This is a genomic window from Pedobacter sp. AC190 (assembly GCF_979258025.1).
The window spans coordinates 2751453-2770137 of the sequence record NZ_OZ409824.1 but is presented as its reverse complement, the minus strand read 5'-3'; the positions used below and the strand labels follow the sequence as shown (position 1 = coordinate 2770137).

Below are 18685 nucleotides of genomic sequence, written 5' to 3'. Positions count from 1 at the left end.
AGAATCTTTTGAAGATATAGAGTGCGGGGTGGAGCAGTTGGTAGCTCGTCGGGCTCATAACCCGAAGGTCGCACGTTCGAGTCGTGTCCCCGCTACAAAAAAGAGTTGAGAGACACTCTTAAATTTAATGGCCCGTTCGTCTAGGGGTGAGGACGCCAGATTTTCATTCTGGAAACAGGGGTTCGATTCCCCTACGGGCTACGAAGCCGCTTCCAAAAGAAGCGGCTTTTTTATTTCGCATTCCTTTTACTAGATGCAATATCAAAACCAGATTTTAACACAAAAGAAATCGCATACTTCAGACGCTCATCTCGAGGAGATGTAGGAAGCAGAAAATAAAGAATAAGAAAGAAACTTGGCTTAAGTACAGTGATGACTTATCAATCCGGGTTGGTTAACTTATAACAGTTTGTAAGCACAATAACTTCTCAAAAATCATTTTTTCTAACCAAACATTAGCGTTAGTGTAAACAAAACGCCAAGCCAAACTGTAATAGCGATCACATAAACAGGCCTAAATTTTACGCCTGTTTTTTTAGCTCCTGAAACGCTTAATAATCCGAAAAAAAATTCTAAAAAAATTTCTAACATAATAATCCCCTCATTAGTAAGATATTAAAAATACGATAATGTTACAATTATTAAATTGTGTCTTATTCGAACCTTAACTTTGTCTTATCCTAACCGTAAAACAAAAGCGATTCTTATCTATTTTTGTGTAAACCCTGGCAATATGTCCTTCACTAAAATACTTATTTTTATGTTAATACAATCTATGCTGCTCTTATCGGTTAACCATATGAGCTGTGCACAAAATAATAGCATAAAAAAATCAGGTTATGCCCCAATAAACGGGTTAAGTATGTACTACGAAACTTATGGATCAGGCAGTACGCCGCTGGTTTTAATTCATGGCGGGGGCTCCACCATCGAAACCTCTTTTGGCAACTTGATTCCATTACTTTCAAAATACGGAAAAATAATTGCGGTAGAACTTCAGGCTCATGGCAGAACAAGCGATAGAGATGCCGCAGAATCCTTTGAACAAGATGCAAATGATGTGGCAGCTTTATTAAAACACCTCAAAATAAAACAAGCAAATATTCTGGGCTTTAGCAACGGCGGAACTACCACCATGCAAATTGCAATCAGACATCCTGAAATTGTTAATAAAATAGTCGTCATTTCTGCCAATTATAAACGCGACGGCTTGTTACCAGGCTTTTTTGAAGGTATGCAACAGGCAACCTTAGATAATATGCCCAAACCTTTAAAAACAGCCTTCTTAAAAGTAACACCCGATCAAAAAAAACTACAGAACATGTTTGAAAAGGATAAAAACCGAATGTTGAATTTTAAAGATTATGCTGATGAGAGCCTCCGTTCAATAGCGGCTAAAACTTTACTTATCGTTGCCCAGCATGATGTGGTTACACTTGAACACAGCGTGCAAATGGCTAAACTTATTCCTGATGCGCAATTAGTTGTTTTACCAGGCACTCATGGCTCATTTATAGGAGAAATATGCAGTACTGAAAGTGGTAGTAAAATACCCGAGGCAACAGCCATCCTGATTACAGATTTTCTAAAGCGTTAAAATTTTAAGCCCATCAAATAAATACTATTGCACAGCAACGCTTTTAACAATATAACCTTTGCTTCTGTTGCTTGGGTCATGTATTACTTCAGCATTGATTATTACCTTTATTGCATACTGATAATCACTTTCAAGCTTAGAGCGTAGCAGTAACACCTCTTCCAATTGCTTTTTCACTGCGTCATTCTCAGGCCTCAACGTATAGTTACCATACTCAAAAACCTGATTTCTAAAAGCAAACGCAATACCACTTCCAAACAAACCATTATATTTTAACGAGATATTAAAAGGTTCTGTGCTATTATATATTTCTTTGCTCAAAACCTTTTCAAATATAAACCAGTTATTAGGCCCATCCTGAGGTGGTACTTTAGGATAAAATGTTCTCGCTCTAACTTTATAAGTGTATCCCAATTCCCGTTCATCAAATCCTTCTAAATATGTGGTAATTAATTCCTTCCCAGGCAGTAAAGATATCCTCTGATTGCTTGTTTCAGCTTAGTGATCTACAAATAGCTCCACAATTTGTCCATCCTTTGGATTAATCGAGTCTTTTGAGCAACCGAATGATAATAATATGATCAGTAAAATAGGTAGATAGCGCATAGTTTAATTGTTTATATTATTAAAACGAATGGATTACGCCTATCGCTACATCATCCTTAAAAAATTAGCTTTTTCAATTAAAAAAATTTATACCATCAAAAAGTTACCTGGCTAAGTAATTGTTAATCATGGTTTAAATTATATTTGTTTTAGCATATCAGTATTAGGTCTCTAACTCTATTATTGATACTATTCCAAAAACCTCAAACCTCAAAACTATCCTTTATGATTAAAAAATTTTACGCTTTGGCTATTGTTGCTGTTTTATCCATACCCGATGCGTTACAGGCGCAAACTACGCCTGCCAATAGCCGTCCGCAAAATACAGCCCCCGCTGCAAGCATTTCTGCTTTTACCAAAGATTTTAAAAAGAACGAAGGTTATTTCAATTTTTATTATGATGAAAAAACTGGAAAGGTATTTTTAGAGATCAGTACATTCGATAAAGATTTTCTTTATTTCAGTTCGTTAACCGATGGTGCAGGCCGAAACGCCGAACGTGGCGGTGCTTCTACCAATGTTGCCCGCTTCATTAAAGTTGGCCCCAAAGTATTTTTATTAGAACCTAATCTTGCGTACCGTGCAGGAAATAACAATCCCGATGAAATAAAAACCGTTGAGGGTTCATTTGCCAAATCTGTAATATGGGGCTTTGCGCCCGTGGCGATAGAAGGCGACAAGATTTTAATAGACCTAACTCCTTTTATCATTAGGGATAGCCAGAATATTGGCGGAACTATTGGCGCTCCTGCCTCTTCGGGTGGCGCAGGCGGCAGAGGGGCGGCAGCTGGTGGTACAACCTATCGGGTAGACGAAACCCGCTCTGCAGTTTACCTGCCAAACACACGCAACTTCCCAAAAAATACAGAATTTGAAGCGATGTTGACTTTCACAGGTGGTGCACCAAGTGGCAGAGGCAATATTGCGCCCGATGCAAATGCGGTTACCGTTAGAATGCATCAATCTTTTGTTGAATTGCCTGATGGAAATTTCAAACAACGCAAGTTCGATCCCCGATCTAGCTATCAATTATTTAGTTATACTGATTTTTCGGCGCCGATGAACGAACCGTTGGTTAAGCGCTTTACACGAAGACATCGCCTGGAGAAAAAAGATCCTAATGCAAAACTAAGCGAGGCAGTAGAACCAATTGTTTACTACATCGACCGCGGTGCACCTGCGCCAATTAAAAAAGCCCTTATAGAAGGTGGTGCTTTCTGGAACGAAGCTTTCCAGGCCGCGGGTTACAAAAATGCCTTTCAGGTAAAAGAATTGCCAGAAGGTGCCGATCCTATGGATATTCGTTATAATGTAGTAAACTGGATTACACGTGCTGGTAGCCCGAGAGCCTTCTCTTATGGTTCATCTTATAGCGATCCGCGTACTGGAGAAATTATTAAAGGTGTAGTTACATTGGGCTCCGATCGCCATCGTCAGGATTACCTGATTGCAGAGGGTTTATTGCAACCTTACACCGATGGGAAACCAGTAAGTAAGGTTATGGAAGAAATGGCACTTTCCCGCATCAGACAGTTATCAGCCCACGAAATTGGTCATACCCTTGGTTTAAATCATAATTTTGCCGCAAGCCCTAAAGAACGCGCCTCCGTGATGGATTATCCTTTCCCTCGCATTAAGCAAAAAGCGGACGGGAGTATCGATCTATCTGATGCTTATGCAAAAGGAATCGGAAGCTGGGATAAAAGAGCCATAATGTGGGGCTATAGCGATTTTCCAAAAGGCGCAGATGAAAATGCTGAACTCGATAAAATCATGAATGAAACTTTAAAACAAGGCTTTCAATACATTCCAGATATTGGGGGATACACACATCCGAATGCAAATCAATGGGAAGATGGCGAAAATACCATCTCAGAGCTTAACAGGTTAATGAAAATCCGCAGACAGGTTTTAGATACCTTCTCGGAGAAAGCAATTGTAAAGGATGCGCCAATGTCGACCATTGAAGAAGTATTGGTACCCATTTACTTATTACACCGTTACGAAATTGAAGCGGTTGCCAAAAATATAGGCGGTTTATATTTTACCCATGCCGTTAAAAACGATGGCCAGAAACCCACCAAGATGGTCGATCCTGCTCAGCAGTGGGCTGCATTTGATGCATTGGTCGCAACCATTAGCCCTGATGCCCTGGCTTTACCAGAAAGCCTAATACAAAAAATACCACCACGTCCTTCTGGCTATCCAGCATCGGCAGAAACCTTTAGCGGCTATACGGGCCCAACTTTCGACCCGATTGCTACTGCTGAGGCAGCAGCTAACGAAACAATTTCTTCACTTTTAAACCCTGAAAGAGCATCCCGCCTGGTCGAATATAATTCGCGTGATGCGGAGCAACCAGGCTTAATGGCCGTTATCGAAAAACTGATTGCCAAAACCTGGAAAGCAGAACCAGTAAAAGGATATAAAGGCCAACTGCAGGTTATGGTAAATAACCTAACGCTAAAATATTTACTACAACTTGCCGCCAACGATAAAGCCGCTGAAAGCGTTCGGGGAGAGGCATTATTGGAAATTAACGAATTAAAATCGTGGATGAATAGCAGACTAAAAGAAGCCGAAGCTAAACAAAAAGCAAATATTTTATTTGGTTTATCTCAGATAAAGGAATTTGAAGAATCTCCAGTTAAATTTCAACCTGCACCAGCGCAAGTAATGCCTCCAGGTGCGCCTATTGGAATGGGTGGAATGGATTTTACAGAAGACTGGAAATAGCATATACAGCTGGGTGAGCTACATAATTTGGATAACTCACTTAATTTATAATATCATTCACCATAAATTTTTAACCCCAATAAATTAATATTTATTGGGGTTTTACTTTATCTCGCTGGCCCCGCAGCTCTCGTTCGGATAAAAACTGGCAAACCATAAAGCCTTGTTCACTTACGCACAGAACTGTTCGAAACCGAACATAAACACAACAACCAAAACACCCATTAACAGGCAGTTAACTAAGATAAAATCATTTGGCACAAGCTTCGCAATTGCAATGATGTTAAGCATACTTAACGAAGTAATAAATCAAAAACAATTTAAAAGAAGTTAAAATGAAAGCATTCTTAAAAACGAACATCATTCTCATTCTGAGTATAATCTTATGTGTTGCACTGGTAAATCCCGGAGCAACTTACGCACTAAAAGCAAAAACAGTTAGACCAAGCAAAATCGCAGCCTTTAATAAGATTGTTGTAACGGGTAACGTAGAAGTGTTATTGGTTTGGAGTCCAAAAATAGATATACATTTCTCGCATGATAATGAGGGAGTAGCAAAAGTAATTCAAAAAGACAGGGTACTGCACATTGTTGGCAATGATCGGCTAAAATCAAAAATTGTAGTTTACACAAACGATATTTATAGAATTGAGGCCCATAACCAGGCAGTAATTCGCTGTGAGGGTGCAATAAATATCAAGTATCTACAAATCATCATGAAGGATAATGCCTGGGCAGACCTGAACGTAAATGCAGAGGGTTTATACACCGAAATTTCAGATCATTCTATGCTGAAGCTTGAAGGAAATGCAAAAAGCTTTACACTTCTTTCCAATGGTGCGTCAAAACTTGTAACCAATAATTTCCTTTCCCAAAAAATGAGCAACAATACACAAAATGCCGACTAACCTTACAGACATTAATATTACCTTGTTTGTCCATCAAATTTTCCTCTTCACCAGCATTAAATAATTGGAGAATGTTTCTAAATAATAAACATATTTATTTGGCAGCAAACAAAGTTTTAGCTTTGCCATACTAACAAAACATATTTATGTCGAAAACAAAACTTACAATTAACAATAACGGGTCGGTAAAGATAGAGGGCGATTTCGAAATCGTGGATAGAAATGGCAACGAATACGGATTACAAGGCAGAACGGTATTATCCATTTGCAGATGTGGACTATCTAAAAATAAACCATTTTGTGATGGGGCTCATAATGGTCACTTCGAACATGAAGCCATTGCCTTTGATTTGCCTCCAAAAAAAGTTTAATACAAACAGAAAAACCTGCTTAATGCAGGTTTTTCTGTTTTAGAATTAATTTATTCAGCATCATAAATAACAACGCGCTCAAAGTACACTCTAAACTCATCCAAAAATGCTTTGTGCAATGGGTGTACCTGATAAAGATCATGTGCAGCCATATCCTCAAAGAACAAAATTAAACTGAATGTATAGGTGATATCAACCACAGCACGCTCAATTGCTGCTGGCGTACCAACATGAAAAGTTTTTACAACTTCGATATTTTCTAATGTTTCCAGTGCTTTGCGAAAAGCAGTTTTTTGCTCTGAAGAAATATCGGTTTTTAACCAGAACAATACGTGATGTGCTATCATTTTCTTTATTTTTCGTCAAATATAAAGATTAAGCATTGATAGGTAAATCAAATTTAATATTTCTGTATATACCACGCACACTAAAACTAGGCTTAACTGTAGTCTAAGGCTAACAATTGCAGCTTTGCTCAAACAGAGTGACTTTACAGGTTTATTATTTGACAAAATATTCATCAGCTGCAAGGTCGGTAGGCCGCTACAGTTTACCGGATATTCAGCATTGAGCCCTTTGAAGAAGAAAGTGGAAAAAATCTTCAAGTTCAATTAGTCAATAAAGGATTTTGTAGGGTATGGGATAGGATTTAACAGACAAATGCTCTTCCTCTTGCGCCGAATCATTTATGCAAATAAATTCTGGGGCTGAATTTATAAGCCGTTGTTGTTTAAGTTCATCCCGCGCATTCAACGTGCTGCAAGATGGCGGTGACTGAAGCGGATGTAATGCTTACAGTATGCGGCTGATACAGTGGAATCTGCATAAAATCACCTGGTCCCATGTTAAAGGAGGAGTTGCCAATCCTGCAGATGCAAGTTCCCTCCAAGATTAGGAAGCTCTCATCCAGGTGGTCATGTATTTCTTCCTCGATGTCGCTTGAGGAACGAACCAGAACCTGCATTACGCCGTTCCCGTGACGCAAAAGCTTTTCGAATCGCTCTCCAGAATGGATCTTTGGCAGTAATGGTGATACCAGTTTCAGCCAGTAATCTGAATTGGAGAAAGCACTGATGAGCGGCAACAGCGATAACTGCATATTTTGTTCCGCCTCAAGACCTTCAAAAATAAGCTCCATTTTTTTATCGATTTGCTCAAGTGGGGATACCGCATTTCGCACGGCATCTTTTTCAATAAAGTCTTCAATTTTTGCTAGCTCTGAATTAATTTCGGGATATTGGCTACGCATGCGCTCAACTAAAGAAACCTCCTCAGGGCTCAATAAACCAATCAGATAAAGTTCAAGCATACCGTTATTTATAAAATCTTTTAACTCCATCTGCTGTATTATTCTTTTAGTTTTTGCCTTAGTCTTATGACCGCCTCATGGTTGCTTATGTCCAATATCTTGGCGGCCTCCCCTGGGCTAAAGCCTTCTGTAAGCACAAGTCTTTTGATACACCTGTTGTTTTCGCTTTTTTTGACCGAGTAGTCCAAAAGATATTCTCTTGAGACTTTTCTTGCGATGTTCATCAGCCAAATCAGCAGCCTTCTTTTGATGGGCATGCCGTTTTCCATTTCTGTCCTGGCAATTTCAAATACCTTTCCTGTTAATTCGTATGCCTTGGCCCGATCCCTGCAAAAGACTGAAAACTGCCCATAAACTGGGGAGCAATAACTCTCATAGAGGGCTTTATGGAAACTATCGTCCTTTAAAAGCATGAGCGTTCTGATATCTTCCTCACAGAGCGTATTGTAACGGGGCATTTGGTTTTTTCTTTAAATATACGCAAATAGCTGATTAATGGCTGTTTTATGCAAACATTTACACACCTAAAGGAATTAAAGAAAAATACTTAGTTACCATCGTACAAATACTAAAAAATTTACAATAAATAAATTTCACCTGAATTTCATTGCCTTCCAGATGAATACCCGATATGCAAAGGGAGCTTCGGTTATAGTCCAATCAGGGTACATCCTATATGCTAAGGGATGCAGTTATAAGCCTAATACAAACAAAGGAAAACGTAAGAGGTATGAGAGATCTAGGGCAATTATCAAACGCTTTATGCAAACATAGCAAAGCTTCGGCTTATCTTTAGCGCTACTTATCGCAATTTGTTTTATTGCGACAAAAATTGTTTATACCTGTCGCAATAAATTCATTTCTTGTCGCAATACTTGCTTTAGTATCAAAATCTGTCGAAATATCAATTAGGAGGACCGCAATCAGTATTTTTGAAACCTTTAAGGATATTCTCTATCACCAATAGCGCGTTGATAGGAATCTGGTTATTATTTTTTTTGCTCTAGTTCCAATACTTTTGCAAACATGGGATCATGCTTTTGAAGAAAATCTTTTCCATAAATATCCTCTTTGGTCGTTGTCCGTAAATACAAATGCTCAATGGTATATTGCACCGGATATTCCACATGATTCTGAAAAATATCATCCACTCTTTTGATGTCTGTCAGATCAATCTGAGGCTCTACCCTAAAGATGAATTTGCTGTAAGGCAGCATGATCATCAATGTACTCGCCTGAAGCCCACCGAGCAAATCCGGCGTTTCGCCAATGCTCACTAGCTGCTCACTATTCTTTGCAAGACTAGAGAGGTTGCTGGCCGATGAATAAATAAATTTGTCCTGAAGCACGTATATTTTTCCATCAAAGGGTAAGGTTACACTGTCTGGCACAACAAAATCAAAATCCTGTCTGATGAAGTACATGTTCCCCGATTTTAATGTGGGTACGCCGGGATCAAAAGTGTAAGTAGCGCTCTTGGAAACAGAATCTTTGTTGATATGATAATGTGCCTGAATATAAGGGCTAAAATTCCTGGCCACTACCACCTTTTTTTTCAAGGTATCCTGAACAATTTTACTCAGGAATTTGCTATATGTGTTATCGCTCCCTCCACCATTTCCCCTGATATCGATCACTATACTTTTCACCTTGTGGCGATAGAAAGCTGCCACCATCCGGCGTTTAATAGTATCTCCTAACTCTTCCCGCATCGCAGGGATTTTGGCATAAAATACACCTGCTTTCTCAAAATAGTGTGTTATTACAGTGTCTGTTTGGCTGAAATAGCCATACTCGTTCTTTTTCTTGGTGTGGTAGGTAACCGTATCCTGTTTGCCGATATTTAATTGATGCCTGTTTTCATTTTTATCAGCAAAAACAAGTCTAAGCATACCATTTTTATAAATTTCTGCCGGCCAGTAAAAGTTCTCATCATATACCCTGTTTCTCACTCTATCCCAACGTAAAGGGGAAACAAGTGCGGTGAGGGTTTTCACAAAATCATGAATATTTTTACCGTTGCAACTCAGAAGCTTCATACCTGATGGATAACTTTTCCCCTTATAACTAAAGGCAAACAAGTTGTAATATTCTCCTGATGTATAGGTTAAATTGAGTTCTGGTTTAGCGTAATAAGCCTCCTTTAAATATTTGACATATTCATACATGTTTACGGTACTTGCGCTGTCAAATGACACCAGCTTAGCTGGTATCCAGTATTTTTTTACGATATCGAGTAAAGTAGAGTTTAGCTGACTGGTATGGCCATCCTGTGCAACGTTTAGTGTTTTTTTAATAATCTGCAGATATTCACCCATGGTAGTTTTGGGGGTGATCTTTTTTTTGAGCTCTCTGGCATATTGACTGAAGTCAATATGCCGTACTTCCTTGTTGTAATAGATGACGGGGCTTGTTTGCTTGATATAGGATACAAGCGAATCATGCTCACTCAGCATTTCAGGATAAGATATTTTTGGCAAATCTTCTTTACTATTGACCTGGGCTTTGGCAAGATGGCAGTCAGCTAAAAGAAGAGAGATAAGGATTAAAACGAGGTATTTCATCTATAAATTTTTTACAAAGAAACTCAAGAGGAATTTCTCAAAATTGTAAAAATCGTTCAGCGATGATTTTTATTGTTGTAAATCCAGGCCAGATCGTTCTGTTCAATGGAAATTTTATTCAAAAGTTGTTTTGGGGAGTAGCCCGAAAATGCTTTAAAATCCCTTATAAAGTGGGCTTGATCATAGTAAAGGTTTGCATGTGCAACACTTGTTAAGGCAGATTGCCTCTGAAGAATTTCGTTCAAAATAATTCTGAAGCGATTGGTGTTGATGTAGGATTTAGGATTCAGCCCAACATTATATTTGAACAAGCGAAATAATGTGGGCGGGCTCATTCCGAGTTTTTTAGCAAGCGTTTCAATGGTTAGGTACTCACTACCCTTTGCAATGAGATCTAAGGCTTCTTTCAGTTTTTCAGGCTGGCTGCCCGTTAGGTTTGCCAATAGGATATGCTCCAATTTCTCCACTCGTTTAAAAAGATCTTCCTCATCAAATATTTCCTCCAGTAAAAAATGACTATCACCTCCGAATATATCGAATACATGATCTGCGCTTAACAAATCCTGATAAGATTCACTTGTAAAAGCACTCAAAGCAGCCGGCTCAAATAAAATACAAATCTGATCCAAAGCTGAGCGAACATCGACATGAAAAGGCATCTTATGAAAACCGAACAATCTACTCTTGAAACTGGCTGTGCCCTCTGTAACAATGCAATGGTTTGATTTTGAATTGCTCGTATAATCGATTGTATTTTCTTTATAAATAGCAAGGCAAAGGTTGTTATTTGGAAAGGTAGAATAACTCAAGAGCCCCGAATCTGATTTCCGGAAGAATAAAAAATATTGAACATATTTTTTCAGCAATTCATTCCTGGGTTTGATAATTATAGAATCCATTATTTAAACGGGCAATTGATTGATGAAACAAAATCAATCAAAAATAACATGATCATTTAACTTTTCATCACTTATATTCTTTGAATGTTGAAAGAGGTTCACTGAGGACGCGTTTCATATATAATATTTCTTCAGCTTACCAGTTTGAATTTTACTTTACATCTCATGCTGTTAAATGTACATAGAGGAATTTATTCTAAGACCAAGCTAAGAAACCAAGTCACAATTGACGATTTATTATTGCCTTAGCAATATTTAATGAACTACTTGGTTTTTATTTGCCTGTATCTTTTAAACCGACTAAGAGTTTTATCTCTTGCAGTTTTCTACCAAATTCATCATCCAGTTGCCAGCTTGAGAAAATGATCTTTGAGATTTCATGCTTAATATCCTATGCGTTTACAACAAATACTCCCATGAGTGAAAAACTCAAATTGGAAATATCTGAAGAGAATACTTTGGTTACCAGTTTACAAGAACTATCAAAATTCATTGAATATGAAATCAATGCACGCCAATCCATGGACCACACGCATGCTCGATCTGGAATACTATGGGATTTATAAAGCTCTTTAGGCAAAAGTGAAATAATTATTAATGGGTAATACTCATTTACGTAATTATTAAGTATAATGTTATCCATTTTTAATTTTTTATCAATCTTCATTTGTAGAAATCGTGTGATATAAGGGTATAAATGAGTGTTAATATCTCCATTATTACTATATTTGGGTATAATTATACTCATTATGAGATCGAAGAAGGTTGTTGTATTTCCAAAATATAAAATGATTTGGGATCAATTAGGCGAAAATATCACGCTTGCCAGGAAGCGCAGAAAATTAACTGCAATTCAACTTGCAGAACGCGCTGCTATTGAAAGGGCTACTCTTCGTAAAATAGAACGGGGGGATCCCGGAGTGTCTATGGGGGCATATTTCAATGTACTTAAGGCACTGAATCTGCATGAAGATTTCCTTAAACTGGCAGTAGATGATGAACTTGGGAGAAAACTTCAAGACTTAGATTTGTTAAAGTAATGGCAGCAACAAAGACTGATATATGGGTATATGCTCACTGGAAAGGCATGGATGCCCCACGGTGCATAGGGGTGATTTCTGCTCAGCAGAGTAAAGGACATAGGATATTTGGATTTGAATACGACCGGGGTTGGCTAAAGTCTGATCAGTTGTTTTTGCTTGATCCTGAAATCGGTTTATATTCAGGAACCCAATACCCTGACAAAAAAGACAATTTTGGTATATTTATGGATTCAATGCCGGATACCTGGGGACGAAAGCTTATGTTGCGTCGTGCTGCACAAACTGCTTTTGCCAAAGGGGACGCGACACCGAAACTATACGAAATTGATTTTTTGCTGGGCGTTCATGATACTTCCAGGATGGGAGCATTGAGGTTCAAGCTAGATCCCAACGGATCTTTTCTTGATGATAACAAGAATAATCCTACTCCACCAATTACTCATCTTCGGGAGCTACAGGCAAGCGTCAAAGCTTATGAAGAAGATGAGGAAGGGAAAAATGGTAGTGATTGGATTCCAATGCTTTTTGCGCCAGGGTCGTCGCTGGGTGGAGCAAGGCCAAAAGCAAATGTTATTAATTTGGATGGTCATTTGTGTATTGCAAAGTTTCCCTCAAAAGCTGATATAATTGATAAGGCTGCATGGGAATACTTAGCTTATGAACTGGCGACCAAGGCTGGAATCAATATGCCAGTTTGTACACTTGAAAAGGTAAAAGGACCCTATCGTACATTCTTATCCAGGCGGTTTGATCGGGATATGGGTGAGCGTATTCATTTTGCTTCGGCTATGACTATGACAAAAAATAGTGAGGATAGCATTAGGGACGCTACTCCTAGTTATCTTGAGATAGCAGATTTTATACAGCGTTATGGATCGAACATAGAAGAAGACCTGCATCAATTGTGGAGAAGAATCGTATTTAACATAGCAATCTCCAACACGGATGATCATTTAAGGAATCATGGCTTTTTGTTGACAGCAAATGGATGGAGGTTATCGCCTGCGTACGATATCAATCCCTCAGTAGATAAAAATGGATTGGCTCTTAATATTGATATGGACAATAATGCGTTGGATTTCGATTTGGCTTTAACTGTTGGCGAATTGTTTCAGCTAAAAGAAAATCAAATGCACCAAATCATTAAAGAGGTTTTAATAGCTGTAAAGGATTGGCGAACGATAGCCACTAAACTGGGAATATCTAGGGCGGAACGAGAAGAAATGTCTCCCGCATTTAGAACAATTACTGGATGACGAAAGGAATTATTATAAATACCTTGACCAAATTAGAAGAAAATACGGGTATTTATAGTATAGTAAACCTTATCGGTGTGCTACATATCAATTAAGAAATGAGAATAAAGATAATTAGTGATTTGCATCAAGAATTTGGGTTATCAGATTTGGATTTTAGCAATGCTGATCTCGTTATCCTGGCTGGTGATACAAACTTGGGGACAAAAGGGATAGAATGGGTTAAGAAAAATATTCCCGCTAGACCAGTGATATACGTATTGGGAAACCATGAATATTATAAAGGATCATATCCGAAGACACTCAACAAGATAATTGAGGCATCCAAAAACTCAAATATAAATGTTCTCGAGAATAATATGGTTGAATTCGAGGGGATAAGATTTCACGGTGCAACTTTGTGGACAGACTTTAGCTTATTTGGAAATCCTGTGGAGTCTGGCATTATTTGCCAGACTAGAATGAACGATTATGCACAGATACGCGTTGATCCAGCATATTCAAAATTAAGATCAATAGATACTTACCGGATTCACCAAAAATCAAAATCTTGGCTACAAAAAAGTCTCAAAGAATCTAGCGGCTTTAAGAATGTGGTAATTACCCATCATGCTCCTAGCGTGAAGTCGATACCCGAGCTTGATAGAGATCATGCCTTGTCTGCTGCCTATGCTTCGAACCTTGAAGATGTGATTTTGGAGCATCAGCCCTTATATTGGATTCATGGCCATATCCACACGCCTACCAGATATACTATTGGTAAGACTGAAATTATCTGTAATCCACATGGTTATTTGAATGAGCAGGAAAATAATGGCCTGCTCAAGGGTGAGTACTACAAAAAATTGGCGCAGCTTGCCGGGCGTTTTCCGGAAAACGAAAGCATAAAACAGAACTTGGCGAAATTGGAAGCGGCCAGCGAAGATTAAAGGCGTGAGTAACCTCGAATTAAGGCATATGCTTTAGCCTAGCTTTTTCTGGTTTGATAAACCACATCAAAATGAATCCTTTTCACCAGTTGAGCAAGCACCCTTTGCTAAGTTGGTGTGTTTTCTTGATTTTGATCGGGCGCTTGCTGCCGAGTTGCCCGGTCAAGACTTTTAGGTTGGCATCAGCCAGGCCACAGGCACCTTTTTCAGCTTTGTCCTTCCCGCCCATTGGCTTATCGGCTTCGCCCGATGGGAAGCGTAGTCTTTACGGTGTCTGGCGAGTAAACATCTTATAGCGCGGACTTGGTTTCTGTCGGGCTTGCCAGGTGGATAGTGAATCCTTTACTGGTTAGTATTGTTTTTCGTCACCTGCATCGCTGTGTCGGTCTGGACAAATCAGTGATTCGCTTGGTTGGCTGATTGAGGATTGGACACCTTAGGATTGAAAATTTAGAGCATTCAGGAGTTCTGGAAAAAACTGGGAGGAACAAAGTTGGAGACTTTTGCGTGAAGTGGGCAGTTGAGCTTTTAACTGCGGTGGTCTTACTTGATCATTTTGGCTTTTTCGGTAATAGCCCGATATCTATGGCAATATCCTGAATAAACTTGGCCATGGGGCGCTTGTGCACCTGCTCTGCATCGGTAAAAGTTCCGATGACTAAACGGTCAATGCTAAGCTGGTCAGGAAAAAGTTTATCAAAACGCTCTGCGAGTGCCTGGACGTAGGGCTTGTTGTAGATCTGTTTTTTGAGCAGCAGTTCTTCAAGGATATCCTGCTGCATATTGTAGATTTCCTTAACGTCAAAAAGGTCATTGTATTTCTTTTCCAATGCGGTGTCACCTTCAAGATGGGTAAAAAGGACCTTTAGCACTTCTCTATCCTTACTGAGCTCATAATCGATCAAGCTTTGCGGCTCTATGGAGAAACTGAAAATATCCAGTTTTTCCCCTGCGGTGAAGAATTCAAGGTCGATGGTCTTGTTGTGCTTGGTCTTGTTGCAGTTACCGCAGACCGGCAACAGGTTGTACAGCGAGGTGGACAGAAAAGGGTATTTTGAGGCCGGATATTTGTGATCGAGCTCAAGTATGGCCTTTCTGGTCTTGACGTCCCCAATTTTATTGACGCCATGGTTGCGCACATAGTAGTCCTTGATAATGGTCAGGGTGAGCTGCGAATGGCAGTACATGCAGGTTCTGATGCCGAGTTGAGAAAAAAAGTAGGGAAACTCTAGATCGCGCATGTCCTCATAGCCCATGGCTTCCTTCACTTCCTTGGCAAATTCCTTGGAGATGGATTCGGTTGGAAGGATTTCGGCGCATTCCAGGATAAGCCTTTTCATCGTCGCCACGTCTGCGGTGAGGATGCGCTCGTAGTTCGCCTCGATGTATTCGATGTATTTTTTGCGGCGTGCGGGCTTGGCCAAGGTATCGGTTCGATGTCTTGATTTGAGTGCGGCAAGTCTTGCTAGGGGCAAAATGAACTGGGCAGGGTCTCGTCGCCTGAAGGTATCCACATAAAATGCCTCGATGAGCTTGCGCAGTTGCGCATTGTCCTTAATTCGCCTCATCTTCGTATTTTTTTAGCTGTTCCCTTAAAAAGTCGGCCATGGTGCTCCCGGTATTGCTGTTCTTGCGTACTTTGGCGATCTTCTGCCCGAGCAGTTGCATCAGGCTGTCCTGGATCAAGGGCTCTCCGATCTTGGCGATGAGGCTGAGTGCGGATGCCCTGCGGACATCGTCGAGCTGGTAGTCATCGTCGGTAAGCTGCTCGGAAAGCTCGGTGATGATTTTGTGGGCCATGTCGCCCATGAATCCATTTTCGAGGAAGAACTGGTCGGCAAGCAGGTAATGGATATTGGCCCCAAAGGTCCTGATAGCAGGATGGTCCGGGCGATAAGGCAAGGACAGGATATTTTCCGAGGGGATATCCGAGAGGATGAACGGGGAATGGGTGATGAAACAGAAGTTGATGCTCAGCAGGTTGGCTAGCGGGAGCCTGGAAAGGTAGTCAAGCATTGCCCTAATAAAGGTCCGCTGCATTTCCGGGTGAAAATAGAGCTCGATTTCGTCCATGAAAACATTCACATGGGCGTAACCGGTGGCATTTGTCTGTTCGATCATTGCGCTGATGTTCCGCAGCTCATAACCGAGTGCGCTCAGTACGTTGATCCGCTGCTTTTCCCCAGAGCTTAAGGCCGATAAATTTCCGCTTTGTCCGAGTACGATCTCCGCCTGCACGAAAGATGGTGGCAGCAGTTCGATCAGGGTCGGATGTTCAGATGAATCGGTACGGCTCAGGACATTGGTCAGTCTAGCAGCGGCCTCGCCAATGGGCAGTACCGCCCTTCCTTTTCGAACTTCCTCGAGCCCAAAAAGATCACCATAATACAGGGCGTTGATGGCCTGTCTCAACTTGAGGGTCGAATGGCTCCTATCGCGGTTGAGTAAAGCGAGGTAGGTCTCTAAGGAAACGAATTCACCCGCCGAAAGGAAGGCCTGATAATCGGGATGCCTGGTGGCAAGGTCGAGCAATTTGTTTAACAGGTAAAGGTTGCACTGGTCGCGGTAGGAGTTCATCAGCAGCAGATCCACAGCCGGAGCATCATTGCCGATACCGAAGGTTTGATAACAGCTGCGAAGTATGGCGCTCCAGTCGATTCCTGTCGCTGCGCGGAGCTTGGTCCTGATATTTTGCAGTTTGTTTTGGTTGAGCTGAAAGGTGAGCTCGGTGGCGAGTTTGCCTGGTGCGACCATTCTGAGGTTGAGTTGATCGTTTTCCAGGGCCAATGGGCTCACCGGCTCCAGAATATTGGCAAGCAATCGCTGGGAAAGCAGGTACTCTTGATGGTTGATGTCGATATTGCCTGCAACCCTTTGCGGGGAAATCGACAGGGGTATCCGGTAGTATTCCTGCTGATTGAAAATCGGTTTGAGCCATTTGTTCAAAGACTTGCCACTAAATCCGTAAATGGAGTAATTGATCAGCATGTTGAAATAGAAACGCTCGAAGTTGAATGCTTCGACCTTTTCAGGATGAACAAATTGATCGCCCTCCTGCCGGTAGCTTAAGATATCGGCCGTATTATCTTTCAGATCGATGCGGTACAGCTGGTCGCTGTGGAAATATATCTGTAGATCCAATCCATGTACGCTTTCGAGCGCCTGGCTGGGGTCCATTTGGTATAAACAGAAGTTGTTGATCCCGGCCAGGGCGAGCTGGACCAGGCTGCTTTTTCCCGAGCCATTGGCGCCGACGATGGCTGATATGTTGATCTGTAGGCCATCGAGGTCATAATGGTCGAATTCCTTGGAAGCATCATAGCGAATCTGTTCATTTTCCTGCTGGCTATAGGCCTGATAAAAACGGTAAAAGACGTTTTTCTGCAGACTGTTAAGGTGCTGCTCAGCAAGGCCGTCTAGAAGTTTTATTCCCACAAGCCTAAAACCCTGGCCGGACAGGATATTTTCCGATTCGCGTGCCGGTGGCTGGGCAAAATCGAGCTCAGGGCTCTGCTCCTGCCCTGCTTGGAGCGCAGCCTGAAACGGGGTGTTGTTTTTGGGGTTCCGCTGAAAGGATGTCCTCGCCATTTCGATATAAGTCTCAGTATCCCTTTCCGTGAGTAGTGCCTTATAAGCGGAAATGTTTCTGGGGATTTTTAGATTTTGGCGTGTGCGAAGAAAGTCGGTGGTGTATTTATCAAGGGGCAGGAAATTTCTTGGGGATATCCAAAATAGAAAAATGCTGACCGAGATTAAGCTGACCCCATACCAGGATTGAAAGCGTTCGTTGTCAATTTCGAACAATCCATCCTGCCCTTGGTGCATGATGCGACCAAAGAATTCCCATATCTCCTGCTGATGTAATTTTGGGCGTCCAGAAATCATCTTGATGGTGACTGGTGTTGGGCAACCGGTAAAGTCGATCTTGGTGTAGCCCTGCATTCCAAAAAGTTGCAACACGCAGTTTAACCGGCGCAGTTTGCTTTCTCCTTTCAAGAAGCTGTCGTTGAAGGAGGCAAATAGCACGATGGGATCCAGGCTTTCATCTCTTTTACCATATTCTTCTACCTTAAACCAGGGATTAAGCTCGAGGAACTGCTTGTTCTTGGCGCAGATGGAATAGAGCACCATCCCAAACTCCTGGCTGTCTTGTCGGAAGTTGTGCACGGCCTTGGCCAGATCTGCGTATACGTCATACCATTTATCCATCCTGATGAGTCTTTTTATGCTTTGGTATTTTCAGGGAAGGATTTAGGGGCTGTGCTGATCGAAGGAGATCCTTGCCCATGCTGGCATTACTGCCAGACAGGTCCGCGCTGAGTGATTTAACTCGCCAGAAGTTATTGGTTTTTAGGTGAGAGATCTTCATATAGTATAAATTTCTTTCCCTGGCGATGAGCTGGGAAAGCGAAAAATTAGATGATACAAGATAGTTGGAAAATTTCAAATGGGCTGAAAAACTTATCC

The 18685-nt window shown here is 40.9% G+C and carries 15 protein-coding genes and 2 tRNA genes; 9 read left to right on the top strand and 8 right to left on the bottom strand.

The window, feature by feature from the left end; genetic code table 11:
- Positions 1 to 22: 22 nt before the first annotated feature.
- The 3 genes from ACZZZI_RS12135 to ACZZZI_RS12125 all read left to right on the top strand — a co-directional run bounded on the left by ACZZZI_RS12135 (position 23) and on the right by ACZZZI_RS12125 (position 1597).
- A tRNA-Met gene (locus tag ACZZZI_RS12135) sits at positions 23 to 95 on the top strand.
- Between the two features lie 34 nt (positions 96 to 129).
- Positions 130 to 201: transfer RNA gene (locus ACZZZI_RS12130), tRNA-Glu, on the top strand.
- Between the two features lie 559 nt (positions 202 to 760).
- Complete coding sequence (locus ACZZZI_RS12125) at positions 761 to 1597, top strand: alpha/beta fold hydrolase (RefSeq protein WP_463489565.1); 837 nt, start codon at positions 761 to 763, stop codon at positions 1595 to 1597.
- A gap of 24 nt (positions 1598 to 1621) precedes the next feature.
- On the opposite strand, the gene ACZZZI_RS12120 is transcribed toward ACZZZI_RS12125, so the two are convergent.
- Entirely contained in the window at positions 1622 to 1918 is a 297-nt protein-coding gene (locus ACZZZI_RS12120) for a hypothetical protein (protein WP_463489564.1), read from the bottom strand.
- A 510-nt stretch (positions 1919 to 2428) separates the two neighbouring features.
- Between ACZZZI_RS12120 and ACZZZI_RS12115 the strand changes: the two genes are divergently transcribed.
- The 3 genes from ACZZZI_RS12115 to ACZZZI_RS12105 all read left to right on the top strand — a co-directional run bounded on the left by ACZZZI_RS12115 (position 2429) and on the right by ACZZZI_RS12105 (position 6218).
- The gene (locus ACZZZI_RS12115) at positions 2429 to 4939 is read left to right on the top strand and encodes a zinc-dependent metalloprotease (RefSeq protein ID WP_463489563.1); all 2511 of its coding nucleotides are present in this window, start codon (positions 2429 to 2431) and stop codon (positions 4937 to 4939) included.
- 335 nt (positions 4940 to 5274) lie between these two features.
- Complete coding sequence (locus tag ACZZZI_RS12110) at positions 5275 to 5847, top strand: GIN domain-containing protein (protein ID WP_463489562.1); 573 nt, start codon at positions 5275 to 5277, stop codon at positions 5845 to 5847.
- Positions 5848 to 5993: 146 nt separating this feature from the next.
- Positions 5994 to 6218: a CDGSH iron-sulfur domain-containing protein gene (locus ACZZZI_RS12105; RefSeq protein WP_056087622.1), complete on the top strand. Its 225-nt coding sequence runs from the start codon at positions 5994 to 5996 to the stop codon at positions 6216 to 6218.
- Between the two features lie 50 nt (positions 6219 to 6268).
- On the opposite strand, the gene ACZZZI_RS12100 is transcribed toward ACZZZI_RS12105, so the two are convergent.
- From ACZZZI_RS12100 to ACZZZI_RS12080, 5 genes are all read right to left on the bottom strand, one after another.
- Complete coding sequence (locus tag ACZZZI_RS12100) at positions 6269 to 6565, bottom strand: Dabb family protein (RefSeq protein WP_316755660.1); 297 nt, start codon at positions 6563 to 6565, stop codon at positions 6269 to 6271.
- A 389-nt stretch (positions 6566 to 6954) separates the two neighbouring features.
- The gene (locus ACZZZI_RS12095; RefSeq protein WP_316755658.1) at positions 6955 to 7557 is read right to left on the bottom strand and encodes a cupin domain-containing protein; all 603 of its coding nucleotides are present in this window, start codon (positions 7555 to 7557) and stop codon (positions 6955 to 6957) included.
- A gap of 8 nt (positions 7558 to 7565) precedes the next feature.
- Positions 7566 to 7985 (bottom strand): hypothetical protein, encoded by a 420-nt coding sequence (locus ACZZZI_RS12090; RefSeq protein ID WP_463489561.1) that lies wholly within the window; start codon positions 7983 to 7985, stop codon positions 7566 to 7568.
- A gap of 531 nt (positions 7986 to 8516) precedes the next feature.
- Positions 8517 to 10091: a S41 family peptidase gene (locus ACZZZI_RS12085; RefSeq protein WP_463489560.1), complete on the bottom strand. Its 1575-nt coding sequence runs from the start codon at positions 10089 to 10091 to the stop codon at positions 8517 to 8519.
- Positions 10092 to 10147: 56 nt separating this feature from the next.
- Complete coding sequence (locus ACZZZI_RS12080; RefSeq protein WP_463489559.1) at positions 10148 to 10990, bottom strand: helix-turn-helix domain-containing protein; 843 nt, start codon at positions 10988 to 10990, stop codon at positions 10148 to 10150.
- A gap of 749 nt (positions 10991 to 11739) precedes the next feature.
- Here ACZZZI_RS12080 and ACZZZI_RS12075 point away from each other — a divergent pair.
- From ACZZZI_RS12075 to ACZZZI_RS12065, 3 genes are all read left to right on the top strand, one after another.
- Positions 11740 to 12030: a helix-turn-helix domain-containing protein gene (locus tag ACZZZI_RS12075; RefSeq protein ID WP_316755651.1), complete on the top strand. Its 291-nt coding sequence runs from the start codon at positions 11740 to 11742 to the stop codon at positions 12028 to 12030.
- Positions 12030 to 13289: a type II toxin-antitoxin system HipA family toxin gene (locus tag ACZZZI_RS12070; RefSeq protein ID WP_463489558.1), complete on the top strand. Its 1260-nt coding sequence runs from the start codon at positions 12030 to 12032 to the stop codon at positions 13287 to 13289. The genes ACZZZI_RS12075 and ACZZZI_RS12070 overlap by 1 nt, the downstream gene beginning before the upstream one ends.
- 98 nt (positions 13290 to 13387) lie before the next feature.
- Positions 13388 to 14218: a metallophosphoesterase gene (locus ACZZZI_RS12065; protein WP_463489557.1), complete on the top strand. Its 831-nt coding sequence runs from the start codon at positions 13388 to 13390 to the stop codon at positions 14216 to 14218.
- Between the two features lie 551 nt (positions 14219 to 14769).
- Here ACZZZI_RS12065 and ACZZZI_RS12060 read toward each other — a convergent pair.
- The gene (locus ACZZZI_RS12060) at positions 14770 to 15786 is read right to left on the bottom strand and encodes a hypothetical protein (protein WP_463489556.1); all 1017 of its coding nucleotides are present in this window, start codon (positions 15784 to 15786) and stop codon (positions 14770 to 14772) included.
- The gene (locus ACZZZI_RS12055; protein WP_463489555.1) at positions 15773 to 18427 is read right to left on the bottom strand and encodes an ATP-binding protein; all 2655 of its coding nucleotides are present in this window, start codon (positions 18425 to 18427) and stop codon (positions 15773 to 15775) included. The genes ACZZZI_RS12060 and ACZZZI_RS12055 overlap by 14 nt, the downstream gene beginning before the upstream one ends.
- Between the last annotated feature and the right edge of the window lie 258 nt (positions 18428 to 18685).